This is a genomic window from Daejeonella rubra (genome assembly GCF_900103545.1).
In the GTDB taxonomy this organism is placed as follows: Bacteria; Bacteroidota; Bacteroidia; order Sphingobacteriales; family Sphingobacteriaceae; genus Daejeonella; species Daejeonella rubra.
This window is the reverse complement of the sequence record NZ_FNHH01000001.1, coordinates 84,518-105,629: the sequence shown is the minus strand read 5'-3', so window position 1 is coordinate 105,629 and position 21,112 is coordinate 84,518. Positions and strand designations below refer to the sequence as shown.

The following is a 21,112-nucleotide window of genomic DNA, read 5'->3' as shown; positions in this document are numbered from 1 at the left end:
TTGAGAAGACAGGAACAAGGTCTTAGCACTAAGATTTTCCTAAGGTCGATTAGGTTTAAGACAAGATTTGAACAAGCAATCGATATAGCAAAGGATAAATAATACTGAAAGAAAATATTTTAATATGAGATTAAATAAATTAATTAAAATAACACTCACACTGCTGATTTTAACAAGCAGCACGATAATAGCACTGGCGCAAAAAGCACCAATCAAACTCATCATCCTTGATCCGGGGCATGGGCACGCGACCTATATGCAGGGAAGAATGTACGATGGCCTTGATCCTGAGGTTCATGTTTATGCACCGGCGGGGCCGGATGTTGAGACCTATCTGAACAGCATCAACAGGAGTAACAGCCGTTCAACCAACCCCACTAAATGGAAGATCGTTCTTTATACAGGAACTGATTACCTGGAAAAAATGCTTGCCGAGAAAAAGGGTAATGCAGTGATCATTTCGGGAAACAACAGTAAAAAAGCAAACTATATTCGCCGTTCTATTGAAGCAGGTTTACATGTTCTTGCCGATAAACCATTGGCAGTTACACCGGAGGATTTCGAGAAGCTGAAAGAATCGTTCGATCTGGCTGCAAAAAAGAATGTGCTGCTCTTCGACCCAATGGACCTTCGCTATGATATCAGCAATATCCTGCAAAGAGAACTGGCCGCGACAAAAGAACTATTTGGCACCCTGAAAAAAGGAAGTATTGATGATCCATCCCTGATTCAGGCAAACCTTCATCATTTTCTAAAGTTCTCCGGGACAGAACCAGCCAGGCGACCGGCATGGTTCTTCGATATCGAACAGCAGGGACATGGAATTACTGACGTAAGCACGCACCTGGTTGACATGACGCAATGGGCAGCCTTCCCGGATCAGATCCTGAACGCCAAAAAAGATATTAAAATACTGAGTTCAAAGGAATGGACAACGGACCTTACACCTTCAGAATTTAAACTGATTACCCGGGTAGGTTATCCGGATTATCTGAAGAAATACCTGAAGGACAGTATTTTGTCGGTCTATGCAAATGGTGAGATCAATTATACGATCAAAGGAATTCATTCCCGAGTATCTGTGCTTTGGAAATACAGAGAACCGGTTGGTTCCGGTGATACTCATTATGCACTTATGAGAGGGACTAAAGCTGATCTGGAGCTACGACAAGGTGCTGAGGAACAACATAAAGCGACCTTGTACATCAAAGCTGCTGCAGGTATCGGCTCAGAAGATTTCAGCAAAACGATCGATCAGGTAAAACTGAAGTTTCAGCAGAAATACCCGGGTTTCGACCTGATCAAAAAGGGGAATGAATATATTGTAAAACCGGGAACATATAAAGCTACCAATTCAGCTGAGATTGCGATTTCGTACATCCTGGATAATAAAATGCCTGCCTGGGAAGTTCCTAATTTAATCGCGAAATATTATACCACTACCGGAGCGATCAGGAATATTAAAAGGGACTAGCATGTTTAATAACTGGGGCAAAATTTCATTCATTCGGTTTACCCGGATCCTTTCCATCTTTTTTACATTTACGATCATAGGCTCCTGTTCGACCATAAAAAACTCAAAATCATCAGCCTACAAAATTGAAGGCTTTGCTCAGGGGACCAGTTATCAGATCACTTATTATGCTGAACGAGCGGTCATAAGTTCTAATTCCATCGATCAAATTTTTAGTGAACTGGACAGCTCTCTTTCTATTTACAAACCCTATTCCCTGATTAATCAATTCAATAATTCAGAGAATGGGATACTCATGGATGAACATCTTTTCAAGGTAGTTCAGCGTTCCCTCAAAATATGGAAAGAAAGCAATGGGGTATTTGACATCAGCATTCTTCCTATTGTCGAGGCATGGGGTTTTGGGGCGAAGAAACACAGCAATAACCCGACTGATGACGAAATTGCCAGGGCACTCTCCTGTTCCGGTTCCGACAAGCTCCGCATAGAAGGCAAAATACTTGTTAAAACGCAGCCATGCCTGAAAATTGATGTGAATGGCATTGCCCAGGGTTATAGTGTGGATGTGATCGCCTCCTATTTAGAAAGCAAGGCCATTAAAAATTACCTCATCGAGATTGGCGGCGAGATCCGCGTCAAAGGACGTAAACAACCTGGAAATCAGGTCATGCGAATCGGGATCGAACAGCCTGCAGAAAAGGGTAATGATGAGCCTGTTATCCAGAAAGTCATTGAGCTGCGTGGAGGAGCAATAACGACTTCAGGCAATTACAGGAAATTCATCCAGAATGGATCAAAGAAACTATCCCACCTCATGGATCCTAAAACTGGCCGCCCGATCGACAATGAGATGATCAGCGTAACCGTACGGAGCCACAATGCCATGAGTGCTGATGGTTATGATAATGTGCTGATCGGAATGGGTATTGAAAGAGCATTTGCCTTCCTTAAAAAGCATAAGGAATTAGATGCTTATTTTATTTACAGGGATGGAGATGGAGTGGTGAGGGATACAGCGAGTGTTGGGTTTTTTAGGTGAGGATAGTCTTAAATTTTCCCTTATTGGTCTGATAAGAATTCAAGTAAAAAACTGTGTTTCATATGATCAATACGGGTATTAATACCTGGAAAAAATCACCCTGATTTTATCGCCCCCATTGTCTAAATCTTCAGGACAAAACATAAGGGTATTTTAGCAATTTCAGGACGAAAAAAGGTTCGTCTTAGGTTCGTTTAGTGTTCGTTTAGTGTTCGTCTGGAGACCGTTCAAAAAAAAGCTCAAAATTAATGGATATAAGCAGTATGGAAAGATGTGAAAAATTGTACTGTTTTTGGGGGAGCTTACAACGGTTTCGGGGGTTTGCGATGGCGGGGAGTTTTAGCACTAAACTTCACTTGGAGAACTGAACTTCCACCTTGCACAAATGTGTCTGAGAAGCACGGAACCCCCACTATCGCAAACCCCTTATTAACAGTTCGGCTTTCTTTTCTGTCTTCCAATGTCATTATAGATTTTTCAAAAAGTCGTCCTCTGATAAAATTTCAAGTGTCGAACCTTTCTCAATTAGTTTAACCGCCTTCTCTTGTTTACTGCTCATTCCGTCATCTCCAACTACACGATAGTCTTGTTGTCCAACTACTAAAAAGTCCGTGTCCTTTGTTACACCGTTGCCAATTACACCGCCAATGTCAGCAATTGTTTGTTGTGCTTCCGCTCTAACCATTGAAGATAATGCTCCTGTAAACACAGCTGTCCTGCCGTAAAAAATACTGTCGGGAATATGTTTTGTTGGGTCGCCAACAATTTTTGTTAGGTCTTTGGCTTTATAAATTCGTTTTGTTTCAGAGGGTCTGTAACCACCGTCATAAAGTTGTCCAACTGATGTTTTTAGTTTTTCAGGAAAGTCGTCAAGTGAAGAAACACCTGCAAGTTCAAACGCTATTAAAGTTAGTTCTGCAGTCGCTTTGCTGTCTGGTCCAGCTCTGTGATGTTTAAGGTCAATGTTGTTTACTTTACAAAGTGTTTTTAGGTCGTAAGCTGGAAGTCCTTGCCAAATTATTTTAGAAAAAATGTAACTGCAAGAATAGTTCAATGTCGGAAATGGAAGTTTGTATGCTTCAAGTGTCCTGCGTAAAACACCAATGTCAAAACCTGCGTTGTGGGCAATTAGAAACTTGTTTTCTACTAGTGGTTTAATTTCTGTCCATAGTTCGTTAAATTCTGGTTTGTCTGCAACGTGTTCGGGTCTGATGCCGTGAATTAAAATGTTGAAATAGTCAAACTCGTCATACATTGGTTTGATTAACCAAGATTTGGTATCTACAATTTGTCCGCCACTAACAAACGTCAAACCAATTTCGCAAGGGCTGTCCCGTTGTGAAGTCGCTGTTTCAAAGTCTAATGTTATAAAGTCCATTTTGTCTGTCGTTTATGTTTGCACGGTCGTCTTTTAAGCTGACCGCTAACTTGTATATAAGGGTGACAAAACCACCACAATCCTTACAAATCTTGATGGCTTGCGGCAATTCATAATCTTTTAATAAATTTTTAACTGGCTTTACTAACCTGTAATCTATCGAAAATCATTTAATTAACAGGAAAGATATTTCCCAAAACCTTGTTTTTATAAACAACAGGGTACAATTAGAAGAAGATTTATGTTTTGAGGGTTTTATGGGGAGGAGGTGCGAGGGGGTGGTTTTACCACTTGAGGAAATATTTTCAATCAAAATTTTCTTTCTCTTCAACAGATTTCTCGTCGTGCCTCCTTCGAAATGACGGGTAATTTACGTCATTTCGAACGCACAATGCCAATAATTACAGTTAAACATACGTTGATGCGTGGAGAAATCTCATCACTAAGGGAAATGTTTTCAATCGGAATTATCTTTCCACTCAACAGATTTCTCGTCGTGCCTCCTTCGAAAGGACGGGTGATTTACGTCATTTCGAACGCACAATGCCAATAATTACAGTTAAACATACGTTGATGCGTAGAGAAATCTCATCACTAAGGGAAATGTTTCCAATCGGAATTATCTTTCCACTCAACAGATTTCTCGTCGTGCCTCCAACGAAATGACGGGTGATTTACGTCATTTCGAACGCGCGATGCAAATAATTACAGTTAAACATACGTTGATGCGTGGAGAAATCTCATCACTAAGGGAAATATTTTCAATCGGAATTATCTTTCCACTCAACAGATTTCTCGTCGTTCCTCCTTCGAAATGACGAGATATACTACATTATACCTTATTTGAAATACCGCATCAAACCTCCTGCAATCAATGCATGCCCTTTTTCATTTGGATGATTGACCTGAGACATGTAGTTAACAATGCTTTCACCAGAAACTACTTTTTGGCGGAACAGATCATAGCTATCGACCAGTCCGAGGCCATATTTTTCAGATAAAGCCTTGATTTGTCTGCTATGTTGTTCCAGCTCGTTATTGGGTTCGAGGATATTCACGCGCTGATCCGGAGATGGGGTCAGGAGAATGACTTTAATACCTTTTTTCAGGGCCATTTGGATCATCATTTCCCATGCTTCACGGGCTTTGTCTAGTCCGACAGACCGATCATTCAAGGCATAATCAATAAAAAGCACATCCGGTCGGTGGATCAATACCTCAGATTCAAAGCGTTTAGCGCCGCTCACTGAATTTTCACCGCCAATGGACGTATTGATAATGTTGACCACAGCGAATGGGTATTCCGCTTTCAGTTCTCTCAAAGCCTGGTAAGGATAAGCCTCCAGCGTATTAACCACCGGTGTTTTGAAATATCCGGCGGGGACCGAATGCCCATGAAAGACTAAATTAATGGTTCTGTTCTTTGGCCATTCGATCTTCAATTCTTTTTTCAGATCATTGAGGTATGTGGCGGGATCTGCAGGGGTATTGGATTGGAAAGATAGCAGGGAAATTGTGAAGAGGAGGAGGAGGAGGTTTTTCATTAGTGTCTGTTATCTGTTGTCCGTTATCTGTTGTCTGTTGTCTGTTGTCTGTTGTCTGTTGTCTGGCTAAAGTACCTAAACTGAAAACCCAAGCCTGATTTGTTCAATATTCAGTAATCTTTTCATTTGGAGGGTAAACTTTGATAGTATGAGATTGCTTCTGTCGTGCCTCCATCGCAATGACAAAGCAAAAAGACTCCATCGCAATGACAGAATAAAGCCTCCATGACGAGTAAAAAACATCAAACAACTAAGCTAATTTCACTTTCTGCCTTTCGCTTTCTGCTTTTGGCTTTCAGCTTTCAACTTTCAGCCTTTCGCTTTTGGCTTTCTGCTTTCAGCCTTTCCCTTTTGGCTTTCTGCTTTCGGCTTTCAACCAATCGCTCTATCCAAATGCACATATCCCCCATCCACATGGATCAGCTGGCCGGTGGTATGTGATGATCTTTCGGAGATCAGGAAGGCAACGGTATCAGCAATTTCTTTGGCGGTTGTCATTCTTTTTCCCAATGGGATCTTTTTGATGATCTGCTGCAGGGTTTCTTTTGGGTTAGGAAGTGTTTGCAGCCAGGTTTCATATAAAGGAGTAAAACATTCAGCTACAATCACCGAATTAACCCGGATGCCGTCATTCAATAATTCAACCGCCCATTCACGGGTTAAGGCATTGCGGGCACCATTTGATGCTGCATAGGCTGAGGTTCCACCCTGCCCTGTCTCAGACACTTTAGATCCGATATTTACGATCGATCCTTTTGAAGCTTTTAGCGCGGGTAAGGCATGATGTGCCATCAGATAATAATGGATCACATTTTTATGGAGACTATCTACAAATCGCTGATAATTACCATTTTCAAGTCCCACACTATCATTCACACCGGCATTATTCACTAAGGCATCTATTTTGCCCCACTTTTTAAGGGTGATCCTGACCACCTTTTCACATTCTGTGGGCTGTGTAAGTTCTGCAACTATCTGAAAACCGCGACCACCATGAGCTTCAATTTCGGCGATCACTTTTAGATTATCTGCTTCATTTCTTCCCACGACTACAGGAATTGCCCCTTCTGCAGCCAGAACTTTAACGATTCCTGCTCCAATGCCCTTGGCACCGCCAGTAACAATAATTACCTTATCTGTTAGATGTAGATCCATAAATTAAAGCTACAATAATTATCTGTCAAGAAATATGACCAGATTAAAACCCTGGGAATTTTTATTACAAATTGTAAAATAAAGCCGCGTTTCTGCCCCAGATCATTTCCTGTTCTCTGACCGAAAGTTTATTGAGATATTCCTTTACCAGTCCGCAAACCATCGAATAATCTGCTGCAAGCTGACAAACGGGCCAGTCTGAGCCGAACATAAGGCGTTCGGGACCAAAATACTGCAATACCTTATCCATAAAGGGATAAATATCTTCTTTTTTCCAATTGTTGAGATCAGCTTCGGTTACCATTCCGGAAAGTTTACAATAAACATTCTCATGGGCTGCCAGTTCTTTAATATTAGCTTCCCAACCGTTAAAAGCGCCGTTTTTAATGTCTGGTTTGGCTAGGTGGTCAATAGCAAATGGCTGTTCCCGGATCAAGTCCGGGATGACACCATGGATCAAGTTCAGGGTGACGGGTAATTGGTGCGGGTAGACCAATATATCGTAGGTAAATCCGTAAAATTTCAGGGCAGCTAATCCCCTCTGAAATTCAGGTTTGAGAAAAAATTCTACCGGTTCTGCTTGCAGAATATGCCGGAAGCCTTTGAGTAAAGGGAATTGGGAATAATAGTCCAGACGCTCATGAATATTTTCAGCGCATAGGTCGGTCCAGCCAACAACCCCTTTGATAAAGTCATTTTCAGCAGCAAGGCTGAGCAGGAAATCTGTTTCTTTTTCTGACTGATCAGCCTGAACGGCGATGCAGGAATTTATCCCATTGGCATCAAGCAATGGTTTCAGATCATGAGGAAGAAAGTCATGCCTGATGACTTCCATTTCCTCTGTGATCCAACTATCCTTTACAGGATCAAATTTCCAAAAGTGCTGATGTGCATCAACTTTCTCCATAGGCTTTTACTTCCTGTCTGGAAACTCCCAAACCATCGATACCCAACTCAACAACATCTCCTGATTTCAGGAAAATTGAAGGGTTAAAGCCCATTCCTACACCTGCAGGAGTCCCTGTCGACACGACATCTCCGGGTAATAAGGTCATGAATTTACTAACATAGGAGATCAGGAAAGGAACATTGAAGATCAGATCGTCTGTATTACTGTCCTGTAAAATTTTACCGTTTAGCTTAAGCCATAATCTCAATTTATGAGGGTCAGCTATTTCATCACTGGTAGCCAAAAAGGGACCAAGCGGAGCAAAAGTATCACAGCCTTTTCCTTTATCCCAGGTTCCGCCACGCTCCAATTGCCATTCTCGCTCAGAAACATCATTATGAAGTACGTACCCGGCAACATAATCCAGAGCATCTTCTTCAGATACATAACTTGCCTTTTTACCGATCACAAATGCCAGTTCAACCTCCCAATCCGATTTTACAGAATCCTTAGGAATGATGATCGGATCGAAAGGTCCCGATAAAGAAGTGGTCGATTTCATGAACAGAATTGGTTCTGCCGGTATTGCCATTTTCGCTTCTGCAGCATGCTTGGCATAGTTCAAGCCGATACACAGAATTTTTGAGGGGCGTGCAACCGGTGAACCCAGACGCTCGCTATCGCCGACAGGCTGAAGTTTACCTTCATTTGCTTTTAAAAATGATGCAAGACGATTTAGACCGTCATTTTCAAAAAAAGCTTCATTATAGTCCTCACCAAAAGCTGAAGTATCGTATTTTACCTCATTGATGATCACTCCTGTTTTTTCCTGTCCGGGATTTCCCCACCTGATTAATTTCATTGTATTTTTATATTTTATAGTTTGACAATCGTTTAAATGGGATCAAATACCCCTTAATTTGCATAGTACAGCTATTAACTATTCAGCTTGATGAATCCTCCGTCGATCGGATAATCGTTTCCGGTTACAAAGCTGGACTCATCAGCACATAGATACAAGGCAATTGCAGCAATATCTTCAGGAGTTGCCATTCTGCCCACCGGCTGGGTTTTAGAAAGTTTCTCAAACATTTCCTTTTCCTGACCCGGATAGTTCTTGGCAATAAATCCATCCACAAAAGGCGTATGAACACGTGCAGGAGATATGCTGTTACAACGAATATTGTCCGCCAGGTAATCCTTCGCTACAGAAAGGGTCATTGCGTAAATGGCACCTTTACTCATAGAATAAGCAAAACGATCAGCAACACCTACGATCGCGACAATGGATGCGAGGTTCAGGATGACACCTCCGCCATTTTTCTTCATCAAAGGAATAGCAGCAAAAAGACAGTTATATGCACCCTTTACATTGACATTGTAAATTCTATCCATATCTGCTTCTGATGTTGTATCGGCTCTGCCCACATGAGCTATACCTGCATTATTAACCAGAATATCGATCTTAGCGATACTGTTGAACAATGAAACAACATCTGCCTGCTTTGACACATCACATCCATGAACGGATGCTGAGCCTCCTGCTTCGATGATCTCTTTGCAAACTGCGAGACCAGCATCCTGGTTAAGCTCTACAATTTTAACATCGGCTCCCTGAGCTGCAAACACCTTCGCGATACCTCTTCCGATACCACTTCCACCACCAGTAATTACGGCGGTTTTTCCTTTTAAACTAAACATATATCTATCAATTAAAGTCTGTTATTAAAGTGATACTCCACGTTTCCATGGGATAAAATCATCCTGACCCAGTTGAACAGCTTTGGGCTGAACTTCACCATTGGCCACACTTATCACAAAATCGAGAATGCGATGCGCGTTCTCTTTTATCGTTTCTGAACCATCGATGATCGTTCCGCAGTTAATATCGATAATATCAGGCATTTTTAAAAATGTTTTTGTGTTGGTACTCAGCTTGATAACGGGAGCAACCGGATTTCCTGTTGGAGTACCTAAGCCCGTTGTAAACAGAACAATATTGGTTCCTGAAGCCACTTCTGCTGTAGTACTTTCCACATCACTACCCGGAGTGCAAAGCAGGTTCAATCCCATTTTTGTTACTTTCTCAGGATAATCAAGAACAGCGGTTACCGGAGAAGAACCACCTTTTTTAGCAGCTCCGGCAGATTTCATCGCATCCGTGATCAATCCGTCACGTATATTCCCTGGTGATGGGTTCGCATAGAAACCTGAGCCATCGGCTTCAGCCCTTGCATTATAGGTTCGCATTAAATGCATAAACCGGTTGGCGGTATCAACATCCACACAACGATCGCTAAGCTCCTGCTCAACCCCGCATAATTCAGGAAATTCAGATAAAACAACAGAACCACCCAATGAAACTATGATATCCGAGAGATAACCCAGTGCCGGATTGGCCGAGATCCCGGAAAAACCATCTGAACCACCACATTCGAGTCCGATACATAGTTTTGAAAGCGGTGCAGGCTGCCGTACTGTCTTATTTGCCTCTACTAGTCCGACAAAAGTGCGTTTCAGTGCCTCCTGCATCAGGTTTGTTTCAGTCCCCAGATCCTGCTGCTCCAGAATTGCGAGTGGTTTGCTGAATGAACTATCCCGCTTGCTGATCTCATTTTGCAATGTACTGATCTGTGAATGCTGGCATCCCAGACTTAAGATAGTCGCACCAGCCACATTTGGATGGGTTATATAACCGGCGATCAGACCACATAAGGTATCTGAATCCTGCTTGGTACCCCCGCATCCCATATCATGTGTAAGAAATTTAATTCCGTCAATATTAGGGAATAACCTGGTCTTATCTGCTCCTTCAGGGGTTGACTTCAGGTCTGCATTCAGGATTTCTTCCGTTGATTTGCCGGTTTTATATAAGGAAATAAGGCTTTCTACCTCATTTTCATAACTTTTAGCCTTTTTATAGCCCAGTTTTTCATCCAGTGCTTCTTTCAGCACATTCACATTTCGGTTTTCACAAAATACAAGGGGAATGACCAGCCAATAATTTGAGGTACCAACGGAACCATCGGCACGGTGAAATCCATTGAAGGTTTTACCAGCAAACTCCGACACATCCGGCTTTTGCCAGTCTAATTTCCTATCGCCCAGCACAAAATCACTGGAGGCATGGTACATATTCTGAGTTGTAATTGCTTCGCCCAGTGCAATTGGCTTGCTGGCCCGGCCAACCAAAACTCCATACATGAAGATCTTATCCTCTTCATTAAATGGTACCAGAGCGAATTTATGCTTTGAGGCTACATCTGTACTAAGCTGAAAGGTTTGACCAGAAAATGCAATTTCATCTCCCTTGCTTAGATCCTGCAAAGCAACCAACACATTGTCCAGGGGGTGGATCTGTAAAAACCGATGCTTTTTCCCCTCTTCGAAATTCTTATTCATTGTAATTTATAATTCAAATATTTTATTCATCAATACCCACTTTTCACCCGCTTTTACTCCGGGAATGGCCTGCTGATATTTCCACATCAGTTCTTCCCATTCCTGAACCTTTGCATTTCCGGCATCAGCTGCTCCTTTTTTATCAAAACTAAATTCTTCATTGACCTCCATGATCATAAAAAGCCTGTTTGAAAAACGATAGATCTGCATATTTTCTATTCCTGAGCTACGGATACTCTCAATGATCTCTGACCAAACTTCCTGATGCAGGGTCTCGTATTCTGCGATCAGTGCAGGATCATCCTTAAGGTCTAAGGTTAAGCAATATCTATCCATTGAAAATTTCGTTTTTCACTATTTTATGGCCTTTTAATGCAAATGCAAGGATCACAACAAAGCAAATCAAACTAACAATATGGCCAAATTGCAGACTACCGGTCAGATCAGCAATGTATCCGAAAATTAATGGCAAAACAGCTCCGCCAACTATGGCCATCACAATTAAACTGCTGCCATATTCAGTATCCTTTCCAAGGCCTTTAATACCCAGTGAAAAGATGGTTGGGAACATGATCGACATAAAAAATGCGATCCCAATAACCGAATAAATGGCTATGTGTCCCTGCATAAAGATAGCCGGGAGACATAAAAGTATGCATAAAACCGAATAAATTGCCAGCAGGCGTTCAGATTGAATGAATCTCATGAAAAATACACCGATAAACCTGCCTATCATGAAGGCTAATCCGCATCCCCATCCTAAATAATCTGCGGCAACAACTTTATCGATCTGAGCAACCTCCACAGCGTACAAAATAAAGAAACTGAAGATACAGACCTGAGCTCCTACATAAAAAAACTGGGCTGCTACAGCCCAGCTGAGATGCTTGTGGCGTAAGGCATGAAACACATTCTTACTTTCTCCTTCTTCTTCATTCTGCTCAATTTCAGGCAGACGAATAATATAGAAAATGATAGCTATGGCCAGGATCAGGCTGCCAAGGATAAGGTAGGGAGTTTTCACACTGGATGCTTCCGCTGCAAGAGAAAGTTGTCTGGCACTTTCTGTCATTGCACTCAGCTCTTCATCCGTAGAACCTTCTGTCAGAATAATTCTGGCTCCAATGATAGGCGCCATGGTAGCTGCTAGTCCGTTGAAGGACTGAGCAAAGTTTAATCGCCTGGTTGCAGTTGCCGGATCTCCCAAAAGTGAAACATAGGGATTCGCTACGGTTTCCAAAATGGTCAACCCACAGGCAATGATGAACAAAGCACCTAAAAAGAATAGATATTGCCCGGTATCAGCAGCCGGAATAAACAAAAATGAGCCCAAAGCAAATAATAATAAACCCGTAATAATTCCTGATTTATATCCATAATTCTTCACCAGAATACCTGCCGGGATAGCCATCAGCAGGTAGGCAATAAATACAGAAGAATCAACCAGTGAAGATTGCAGATTATTTAAACTGAATGACCTTTTTAGGTGAGGGATCAGAATAGGATCAAGGTTATGCACGAATCCCCACATAAAAAATAGGGAGGTGACCATGATGAAAGGGAAAAAGTACTTATTTTTGGCCATATGATCCTGAAATAGCAAATTTCTTATAAAGTCCTCCCCCTCCTGTTTTAATCCTTAAAAGCAGAAAAAAACTAAAATGGTTTGAGGATTACCTTACAATAATACTAATTCAGAATGTTTTATTTAAAAGAGATTTTAATGAGCAAAGATATCTGATTTAAGGAGTAATTCTTACAGATTTCTATATGAAATTGCACGGCTATTCCTATTTTGATCCATGAGTCAGTTTGGGATTATTTAAATGTCAAAAACCACCCCTCTACCCAGCGGTGGACAGCATGACGGATAAGGAAATTGCAGTTTAATGCTGAGATGTTAGTTTATAACAAAATTTTCTTAGCCACCCAGTATCCACCGCTGGGGAATAAAAGGGGGTGGTACTTTCCTAATTAAATTATAATGCCTTTATCCAAACTTCACCGAGGTCATCGTCAATGAACCTCCTACAGCCTTATCATTAAAGAATGAGATCTCTTCATTTTTTGACTGAAGTCCCAGGCTGTAGATCAGGGGCAAATAGTGCTCTGCGGTTGGTATGGCTAAGGCAATATCAGGACTGATCTGATGGTAATTGATCAGGGCCTGATGGTCGCCGTTTTCAATCAGTTTCTTAAACTTAAGGTTTAATTCATGTGCCCAGTCGAAGCCGTATTCAGGCTCACTGAGACGGTCCCATGCCACCATTCTTAAATTATGGACCATATTACCGCTTCCCAAAATTAAAACGCCCTTTTTACGAAGAGAATAGAGTTCTTTGGCCAGGTCATAATGAAATTGCGGGCCTTTATTATAATCGATACTTAATTGCAGGACCGGAATATTCGCTTTTGGATACATGTGCCTTACGACGGTCCATGCTCCATGGTCTAATCCCCAGTCATGATCGAGCTCTGCATGAACAGAATGTAAGAGGGATGCTGTTTCATTTGCCACCATCTGACTTCCCGGTGCGGGGTATTTAACATCAAACAATGCCTGTGGGAAACCGCCAAAATCATGGATCGTTTTCGGAAAATCCATGGCAGTGATCTTTGTCCCATTACTAAGCCAATGGGCAGAGACCACGATCACGGCCTTAGGTTCAGGAATTTCCTTTGCGATCTGTGACCAGCGACGCGAGAATTCATTGTCCTCAATACCATTCATGGGTGAGCCATGGCCCACAAAAAGTACGGGCATCAGGTAACCATCATCCTTTAATTCCTGTGAGAATTGTTTAAATCCGCTTAACCCTGTCATGATATCCTCCTCTGTATTTAGTTTACACAAAGGTACCTCCCCAGAAAGCGGATAAAAATGATGCAGGATAAAAAAAAGCATTGATCTGCATCAAGATTGTAAAGCAGGGTGTTTACTGAGGTCTTTTGAACAAACCGCCATAAACTGCTTTCCCAAGGATATGCCCCTGAATAGTCTGCATTACTTTGGCTCTTGTTTCAAAGGGATCATTATTAACTGCCGGAAAATCCAATGTGATATCCAGGGCTAAGATCTCAAACATATAATGATGCAGGGGACCATTTGCAGCAGCACCGGGACCACGGTAAACCGGTCCGGTTACGCTGATCTGGTAGCTTCCATCAGGCAATCTGGGTCCTCTTGAGAGTCCCTCAGGAAGGCCTGTAGCATTTGCCGGGATATTCCATACCAACCAGTGTACCTGATCATCTGTCGTTTTATTACGCACAAAATCCAGATCATGCATATGAAGTAAAAAGCTCTTGGTTCCTTCAGGTGCATTGGTCCAGGTTAAGGCCGGAGAAGTTCCTTCTCCGGGAGCGGCACCGGGTGCTGCCTGACTAAATTTTATGGGTATAATGGTTCCATCAGCAAATGCTGTTGTGGAGAGTGTCATTGGAGGGATTTGTGCTAATGCGAGGAACACAAAACCGCTGAGAAATACGAGTGTCAGAACAATTTTTTTCATGGTAATTAGATTGATTTTATGGTAAGCAAATTAATAAATATGAGTGGTAAATCAATAGTGTCCGGGGAAATTAAATAATAAGCTTCACTTACTACATTCATAATTCTCAATATTTTCTTTTTTCTTTTCCTGCAGCAGAAAAGAAACAAAATGCCGCCGCTGCACCTGATGCTTTTAAAGTTAAAGCTAGGGCTAGGTTAGTGCATTCCGCACCATCCGCCTTGGGCGGAGGAAAAAAAGTTAACGGAGGTTTAGTGCTGAGGCCAAAGCTTATTATCAGTCCTTTGTGATTAGGTTAGACCATTGCTTTATTATTAAAGGCAGTAAAAAAATTATAGTCAAATTAATAATAATCAAATCAAGATAGACTTAAAAATATTTATGCGTAGAAAAGCTCACTTGAGAATATCAGCTAAAAAACAGAACTGATCAAAAAATAGGCTAAGCCAGTTAGGAACATGGCAAGAAATCCAAAAAATGCGGTTTTGCGTAGTTCAATACTTCCCAAAGCAGATATGATCATAAATTTCACCAGGGTATTGGACAAAGCAGCGATTAAGATGGTATTTATGGCCAGGTTTGCATCACCACCGGCTTTGGAAATCTTCGCCATTGATAAGGTGATCGCATCTACATCGGTAATTCCCGAAATAGCTCCTGCAATATAGGTACCGCTATCCCCAAAATGCACACTGCTATATTTTACCAGCCATTGCACAGCAGCATACAGGAATGCGAATTTGATAGCGGTAGAAAAGTCCAATGGGTTCTTTAAAATTATACCATTTGATCCGGGTTTTCCCTTTTTGAATCTGTAGATCAGGGCAGCTGAACCAAAACCGGCAGCGGAGATCAATAGAACCGGAATCCATAGTTGTTTGGCTAGTTCAGCATTGACCACATAAACCTCAAAAAGAATCCGTGGAAACATGATGGTACAAGCGCTGATCACACCAATCGCATAAAAAAAAGAAGCAGCTATTGACTTGGTCTCCATACTTTTTCGGGAGAAGGCAAGTGCCACGGAAGTACTGGAAACCAGTCCTCCGACAATCCCTGCAAGCATTGTTCCCTTTTGCCCCATAAATTTTGCGATCATATAGCCAACCAAACTTGTTCCGGAAACCAGAACAACCATTTGCCAGATCTCTTTCAGATTCCAAAGGTCATAGGGACCGAAATTATCATTCGGAAGAAATGGGATCACCAATGCTGACATCACCACAAAAAGAATGATCGCCAATAATTCCTGACGTTTTAATTTCTCCACGAAAAGGTGCAGCGTTGGTTTGAATGCAAGAAGCATTAACATAACCACCATGATAATCAAGGCAAAGAGTATGAGCTTCATGAAAACCATCGCCCCCAATGTGAACGTGATTATGAGGGCAAACTCAGAAGTTGCCCCCTTATTTCCCGGGGTTTTTGATAAATGCAAATAGGACACAATTACAAATGCAAAAACGCAGACCAGTGTTAATCCGAATACCCATTCGCCCATCAATGTAGATAGCAGCGCTGATATAAATCCGAACATAGACACCATGGTAAACGTGCGGATACCTGCAAACTGCTCCTGATGTTCTACAGCTTCTTTTGAAAACTGCCGCTCCATCCCAATCAGAAAGCCAATACCAATGCTGGTTGCCAGTCCGATGAGGTGGTCTAAGTTAAAATCAGAAAACTGTGAAGTTCCTATCTCCATTTGTATTTATAGATTCAAATAATAGTTAAAGATAGAATTTTAGCCAATATGTAGTTGAAATAGCGCATTCACCTCAGACATCAGGCAATTAACATGAGATGAGATGAAACTGATCACCATTAACTCAATGATTTACCGGCATTCTTTCTACTGATACTATTCTGAAAGTCCTAAGCCCATTCGGCATCTCCCAATCGACCTCAATGCCGGGGCGATAACCGAGCAAAGCAATACCAATTGGTGCAAGGACTGAGATCTTATTCATTTTTGGATCTGCTTTCTGATGCGCTACCAATATAAAATCGAATGTTTGTCCACTTGCTACATCCTTGATCTGCACCTTTGAATTTTCGGAAACTACATCATCAGGCATTTCTGCAGAGTTCAGCACCCGGGCTGTTTTTAGTTCAAGAATTAGTTTCTTCTTATTAAACTCAGAGAGGTTGGTACTTAGTTTAAGATGGCTTTTTAACAGTTCAAAATCTGTTTTTGACAAGATTAATTGTGCGATTTTCATGATTTTTTGAATAATTTATTGATGAATGAGTTAATCTGACAAACCAAACTGATCCCTTTTTAGAAATGAACTTGCGCTGAAATTCACAAGCTTAACTAATGCAGGAGATCTGAATAATTGAGATTAAATAGAAAGAAATAGAAAATGTTCGACCGGAAGGCCCCAACCTGTTATTTAAAGGAGGGGCTTAATTAATAAAGTCCTTACTATTTGACTGGAAAGAATACCCAATGGATGAATCAATCCGGCATCTGTTATTGGAGCATAGAAATGCAAGCTGCATACTTATAGCAAGGCATTTAATACTATGAAAATAATCAGATCTAAACAGACTCATTTGCGGGAATGGGTTATTTATACAAAGATAAAGCTTAAAACTTAAATGAAAAAATGATTTGAAGGGCATTTCCTATACGTAAACCATCAAAATATCGTAATTTTAGGAAAAAACAGATATGTTCCGCCATAAAGGCAAAGGGAGAACCTTCATTCATAATCGCCGTTTAGCTGCTATACTTTCATTGACTGCTGGTATAGTTAATATCATCGGTGTGCTTTCAATACAAACACTAACTACAAATGTTACCGGTCACTTTGCATTTTTTGCAGAGGAAATAGTCAATAACCGGTACCTGAATGCCACAGCCTTTTTATTCTATATTCTGGCATTTTTATCCGGAGCGTTCATTTCTAGTCTTCTGATCGAACTTGGTTCAAAAAAAAATCCATTAATAGCCCATACGGTGCCAATGGGTTTGGAGATCATAATTCTTGGCTTTGTTGGGATCTGGGGTTTTCATTGGCTTGATGCAGGTTTGAATCACGAATTTATAGCCTTTTTGTTATTATTTGCTATGGGTCTACAAAATGCACTGGTTACCAATGTGTCAAATTCAATAGTCAGAACAACTCACCTGACGGGTTTATTTACCGATTTAGGAATTGAGCTGTCTCAATTATTTTTTTACCGACAGGCAGAAGACCTTAAAAAGCTTTACCGAAGTATCAAATTGAGGATGATCATCATCATATTTTTCTTTTCAGGATGTATTCTGGGAGGATTTTCCTATAATTCATTCGGCATCAAGTCATTACTTATTGCTTCCGGATTTCTGATCGTTGCCTTGATCTATGACAATATCCGATACCGTTTTTATTACCTGAAAAGAAAGCTGCTTCGTTCCTGAATTAGCTATCATTTGAGAGATGTAAATATGTTGCAGGTTTAGATTAAGAGTCGATATTCAGCACAAAATCCAATTATAAATTCCCCAGCGCAAAGGCAACATAACTATCTCCTTTTGACATTCCCAGTTTGGTTCCTCCACAGGCTATAACAATATATTGTTTACCATTCAATTGATAGGTTGAAGGTGTGGCAAAACCGGATGCAGGTAAGGGGTGTTCCCAAAGTATTTTTCCGGTTTTTTTATCAATTGCACGGAAGGTATTATCCTTGGTTGCGGCAATGAATAAAAGTCCCCCGGCGGTAACCAGAGGACCACCATAATTTTCTGTTCCGGTAACCGGAATACCCTTTTTACTTAATTCTTTGAGCTCTCCCAGAGGAATCTGCCAAAGATGCTGACCGGTATTCAGATTGATAGCGGTTAGAGTTCCCCATGGCGGTGTAATTGCCGGATAGCCCTTTTCATCCAGAAATTTATTATACCCGTTAAACTGATAAGGAACGTCAGGATACTCATCTTTTGCTACAGGAAGTATTTCATCTTTTTCTTCACCAAATATATAGGATATGATGGCCTGCCTTTCCTGATCAGAGATCTGGCTGAATCCCGGCATCATACCCTTTCCACTTTTAATCAGATTGCTGGTTACTGTGCGACCAAGACGTTCTCTTATTCCCACTAATGCGGGGTAACCGCTCTGTGGATTTCCGGAAAAATCAGATTTATGACATGACTGGCAATTATTCAGGTATAATGACTTGCCTGTGCTTGCAACAGCGGACGGGATGCTTTTTTTACTGAGGCTGAAGAGCCAGGCCATTTCATTTGAATTAACATACATAATCCCATCTTTGTCAACTGCAGCTCCGCCCCACTCTGCAGCACCATCGGGACCGGGAAAGATAATGGTTTGTTTAAAGTCGAGGGGATGAAATGCTCCTTTATTAGCATTCCTGTAAATGGTCAGCAAAGAATCTCTTTTAGCAGAAAAACGGGTAATATCATTTTCTGTTATCGTTTGTCTTGCAAATGGTTTTGGTAAGCGCGGAACAGGCTGGGTAGGCCAGGCCTCCTCGCCGGGAAGAGTTGATTGCGGGAATGGTAATTCATCGATCGGAAACAAAGGTGTTCCATTCACGCGGTCAAATACAAAAACATGACCTGACTTGGTTACCTGAGCAACCGCATCTATGCTTTTACCATCCTTTTTAATGGTGATCAGATTTGGAGGAGCCGGAAGGTCACGATCCCAGATATCATGATGTACCGTTTGAAAATGCCAGATATACTCGCCTGTCTTTGCATTTAAGGCAAGGAGGGAATTGGCGTATAAATTTTCTCCCTTCCGGTTCCCGCCGTAAAAGTCAAAAGAAGCTGATCCTGTAGGAATATAAATGATACCCCGTTTACGATCAACCGCCATTCCTGCCCAATTGTTGGCCGCACCAATAGCAGGATTTTTATAGGCATCAGCTGGCCATGTCTCATATCCCCTTTCACCCGGAAGCGGAATGGTTTTAAACACCCAGGCTATTTTGCCGGTTCGGATATTGAATGCCTGAATATATCCCGGAGCAGAACCAGTTCCCTCACCTAAACGCATAGGCATTACAATAAGATCACCATAAATGGTTCCGGGCGTAGTTGATGAAACAAATTCAGAAGCGGCATCTTCGCCTAATCCGCTTTTCAGACTAACCCTACCCCCTTCACCAAATGAAGGTATCGGCTTGCCTGTAGATGGGTTTATGGCATAAAGCCAGGTAAGGTGAGCAAAGAGAATTCGCTTGTCTTTACCCTTTTCCCAATAGGCAATCCCCCTGTTCACGTTTGAGGGACCTTTCTTTTCCGGAGCAAAACGCCAAAGTTCTCTGCCACTGGCAGCGTCAAGAGCAAACAGATGGTTGGAAGCTGTTATGGCAAACATCCGGCCTCCAACAATGATCGGATTACATTGAACCTGCCCTGAATCCCCGGTATGATATTCCCATACAGGCTCCAGAGCTGTAACATTCCCGGTATTTATTTGTGTAAGGCTTGAATAATGATTCCTGTCGGCTCCACCCAGATATTCAGGCCAGTCCTGATCCCCGGCAAAATATCCCTTAAAACTTAGAAATATCAGGCTCATGCCCAAAAGAACGACAAAACTAATGAGGGGCTTTTTCATAAGGCCTGAATGCTTTTATGGTTTTAAATTATAAAAAAGATTTCATGATCAGGCATCCAAAACAAATTTGATGAGTTCTTATTAAATGGAATCAGGGCAAAACCTATGTAGGGGAAAAATACCCTTCTAAATAGTTTATTAGTTCTTCTTAAAGACAAGCAAAGGAACGGAAGCATTCAATGAATACTCTGCGGTACTGCTTGAAAGAAAAAGTTTTTCGAAAAAATTCAGATCCTGATCAGTAAACATGACCAAAACAGAAGGCTTAGCTTTTTTTATCACAGTTTGAATATTTGTGACCAGGTTATAGATCAGATTTATATTCTCCAGATGATATTTAATATCAGCTTTTGGAAACTTCAAAATTGCCTCCTCTACGACTTTAACATTATTAGAAACGTCTGAAGGATAATTAAGGTGCAGAAGCTCAATTTCTGCATTAAGTGGTTTCGCAAAATCTACTACGATACCTATCTCATTTTCGAGATTTGCCAGATCAGAAGCATAAAGCACTGATTTGATCTTTGAGATCCGATAGGTATTAGGAACCGCAATTACCGGCACTTTTGAGTGAAGAATCAGATTTGAAGTATTAGTCCCAAAGATCTTATTCACCTTTCCGCTACCTCTTCTGCTTATACATATAAACTCAAAATTATGGTCAGTTGCATATTTCATAATATTACTATCCGTAATAAAAGAACTGCTGACTACATAATGAACATTTGCAGGATCAATATCTAATTGCTTATAAATAGCATTAACAAAGGCCTCTAATTTCTTCTTGAGACTAACTGCCTCAGTATTCTGGAAGCTAGTGAATTTAGTTTCATTCATATTAGAAGGTTTTACAACATGATATGAATGAAAAAATGTCAATTCACATGGACGTTGTAAAGATAACTGAATTGCAAAACGAATACCTGCCTTTGAGTTTGCAGAAAAATCAGTAGTAACGAGGATCTTTGTCATAAGAAATAGTTGTCTTAATAAATATTAATAATACATTAACTATAATGATAAATACATAATCAGAAAGAAAATTTTAAATTATTTTTATAATCTATCCGTAATAATTTAACTCTTTTACTAAGTTACGATTTTGATTTCCCGGTAATATGATCTTCGTCAATAATA

Annotated in this window: 18 protein-coding genes; 3 read left to right on the top strand and 15 right to left on the bottom strand. The window is 41.0% G+C overall.

The window, feature by feature from the left end; all coding sequences use genetic code 11:
- The first annotated feature begins 124 nt into the window (after positions 1-124).
- The gene (locus BLR27_RS00440; RefSeq protein ID WP_090697531.1) at positions 125-1,474 is read left to right on the top strand and encodes a putative oxidoreductase C-terminal domain-containing protein; all 1,350 of its coding nucleotides are present in this window, start codon (positions 125-127) and stop codon (positions 1,472-1,474) included.
- 1 nt (position 1,475) lies between these two features.
- Positions 1,476-2,513 carry an FAD:protein FMN transferase gene (locus tag BLR27_RS00435; RefSeq protein ID WP_090697527.1) on the top strand — a complete coding sequence of 346 codons (1,038 nt, stop codon included), beginning with the start codon at positions 1,476-1,478 and terminating at the stop codon, positions 2,511-2,513.
- A 466-nt stretch (positions 2,514-2,979) separates the two neighbouring features.
- On the opposite strand, the gene BLR27_RS00430 is transcribed toward BLR27_RS00435, so the two are convergent.
- The 13 genes from BLR27_RS00430 to BLR27_RS00365 all read right to left on the bottom strand — a co-directional run bounded on the left by BLR27_RS00430 (position 2,980) and on the right by BLR27_RS00365 (position 16,615).
- Positions 2,980-3,891, bottom strand: coding sequence for an exonuclease domain-containing protein (locus BLR27_RS00430; protein WP_090697523.1), 912 nt, complete (start codon positions 3,889-3,891; stop codon positions 2,980-2,982).
- Between the two features lie 839 nt (positions 3,892-4,730).
- Positions 4,731-5,435 (bottom strand): SGNH/GDSL hydrolase family protein, encoded by a 705-nt coding sequence (locus BLR27_RS00425; protein WP_090697518.1) that lies wholly within the window; start codon positions 5,433-5,435, stop codon positions 4,731-4,733.
- Between the two features lie 372 nt (positions 5,436-5,807).
- Positions 5,808-6,590 carry an L-fucose dehydrogenase gene (locus BLR27_RS00415; RefSeq protein ID WP_090697509.1) on the bottom strand — a complete coding sequence of 261 codons (783 nt, stop codon included), beginning with the start codon at positions 6,588-6,590 and terminating at the stop codon, positions 5,808-5,810.
- Between the two features lie 64 nt (positions 6,591-6,654).
- Positions 6,655-7,497, bottom strand: coding sequence for an amidohydrolase family protein (locus BLR27_RS00410; RefSeq protein ID WP_090697505.1), 843 nt, complete (start codon positions 7,495-7,497; stop codon positions 6,655-6,657).
- The gene (locus tag BLR27_RS00405; RefSeq protein WP_090697501.1) at positions 7,484-8,341 is read right to left on the bottom strand and encodes a fumarylacetoacetate hydrolase family protein; all 858 of its coding nucleotides are present in this window, start codon (positions 8,339-8,341) and stop codon (positions 7,484-7,486) included. The genes BLR27_RS00410 and BLR27_RS00405 overlap by 14 nt, the downstream gene beginning before the upstream one ends.
- Positions 8,342-8,415: 74 nt before the next feature.
- Positions 8,416-9,180 (bottom strand): SDR family NAD(P)-dependent oxidoreductase, encoded by a 765-nt coding sequence (locus BLR27_RS00400; RefSeq protein WP_090697497.1) that lies wholly within the window; start codon positions 9,178-9,180, stop codon positions 8,416-8,418.
- 24 nt (positions 9,181-9,204) lie between these two features.
- On the bottom strand, positions 9,205-10,881 hold the full coding sequence (locus BLR27_RS00395) for a UxaA family hydrolase (protein WP_090697493.1): 1,677 nt from the start codon (positions 10,879-10,881) through the stop codon (positions 9,205-9,207).
- Positions 10,882-10,887: 6 nt separating this feature from the next.
- Positions 10,888-11,217 (bottom strand): L-rhamnose mutarotase, encoded by a 330-nt coding sequence (locus BLR27_RS00390; protein ID WP_090697489.1) that lies wholly within the window; start codon positions 11,215-11,217, stop codon positions 10,888-10,890.
- The gene (fucP, locus tag BLR27_RS00385; protein ID WP_090697485.1) at positions 11,210-12,466 is read right to left on the bottom strand and encodes an L-fucose:H+ symporter permease; all 1,257 of its coding nucleotides are present in this window, start codon (positions 12,464-12,466) and stop codon (positions 11,210-11,212) included. Before fucP ends, BLR27_RS00390 begins: the two co-directional genes overlap by 8 nt.
- A 405-nt stretch (positions 12,467-12,871) precedes the next feature.
- Positions 12,872-13,786 carry a 4,5-DOPA-extradiol-dioxygenase gene (ygiD, locus tag BLR27_RS00380; protein WP_317040399.1) on the bottom strand — a complete coding sequence of 305 codons (915 nt, stop codon included), beginning with the start codon at positions 13,784-13,786 and terminating at the stop codon, positions 12,872-12,874.
- Between the two features lie 31 nt (positions 13,787-13,817).
- On the bottom strand, positions 13,818-14,393 hold the full coding sequence (locus BLR27_RS00375) for a YbhB/YbcL family Raf kinase inhibitor-like protein (RefSeq protein WP_090697481.1): 576 nt from the start codon (positions 14,391-14,393) through the stop codon (positions 13,818-13,820).
- A 412-nt stretch (positions 14,394-14,805) separates the two neighbouring features.
- The gene (locus BLR27_RS00370) at positions 14,806-16,098 is read right to left on the bottom strand and encodes an MgtC/SapB family protein (RefSeq protein WP_090697478.1); all 1,293 of its coding nucleotides are present in this window, start codon (positions 16,096-16,098) and stop codon (positions 14,806-14,808) included.
- A 124-nt stretch (positions 16,099-16,222) separates the two neighbouring features.
- Positions 16,223-16,615 (bottom strand): GreA/GreB family elongation factor, encoded by a 393-nt coding sequence (locus tag BLR27_RS00365; protein ID WP_090697474.1) that lies wholly within the window; start codon positions 16,613-16,615, stop codon positions 16,223-16,225.
- A gap of 455 nt (positions 16,616-17,070) precedes the next feature.
- On the opposite strand from BLR27_RS00365, the gene BLR27_RS00360 reads away from it, so the two are divergent.
- Positions 17,071-17,802 (top strand): YoaK family protein, encoded by a 732-nt coding sequence (locus BLR27_RS00360; RefSeq protein ID WP_090697471.1) that lies wholly within the window; start codon positions 17,071-17,073, stop codon positions 17,800-17,802.
- A gap of 73 nt (positions 17,803-17,875) precedes the next feature.
- Here the strand turns inward: BLR27_RS00360 and BLR27_RS00355 are convergent, their stop codons facing one another.
- Both BLR27_RS00355 and BLR27_RS00350 read right to left on the bottom strand, forming a co-directional pair.
- Positions 17,876-19,975: an outer membrane protein assembly factor BamB family protein gene (locus tag BLR27_RS00355; protein ID WP_090697467.1), complete on the bottom strand. Its 2,100-nt coding sequence runs from the start codon at positions 19,973-19,975 to the stop codon at positions 17,876-17,878.
- A 138-nt stretch (positions 19,976-20,113) separates the two neighbouring features.
- Positions 20,114-20,947: a universal stress protein gene (locus BLR27_RS00350; RefSeq protein WP_090697464.1), complete on the bottom strand. Its 834-nt coding sequence runs from the start codon at positions 20,945-20,947 to the stop codon at positions 20,114-20,116.
- Positions 20,948-21,112: the final 165 nt, after the last annotated feature.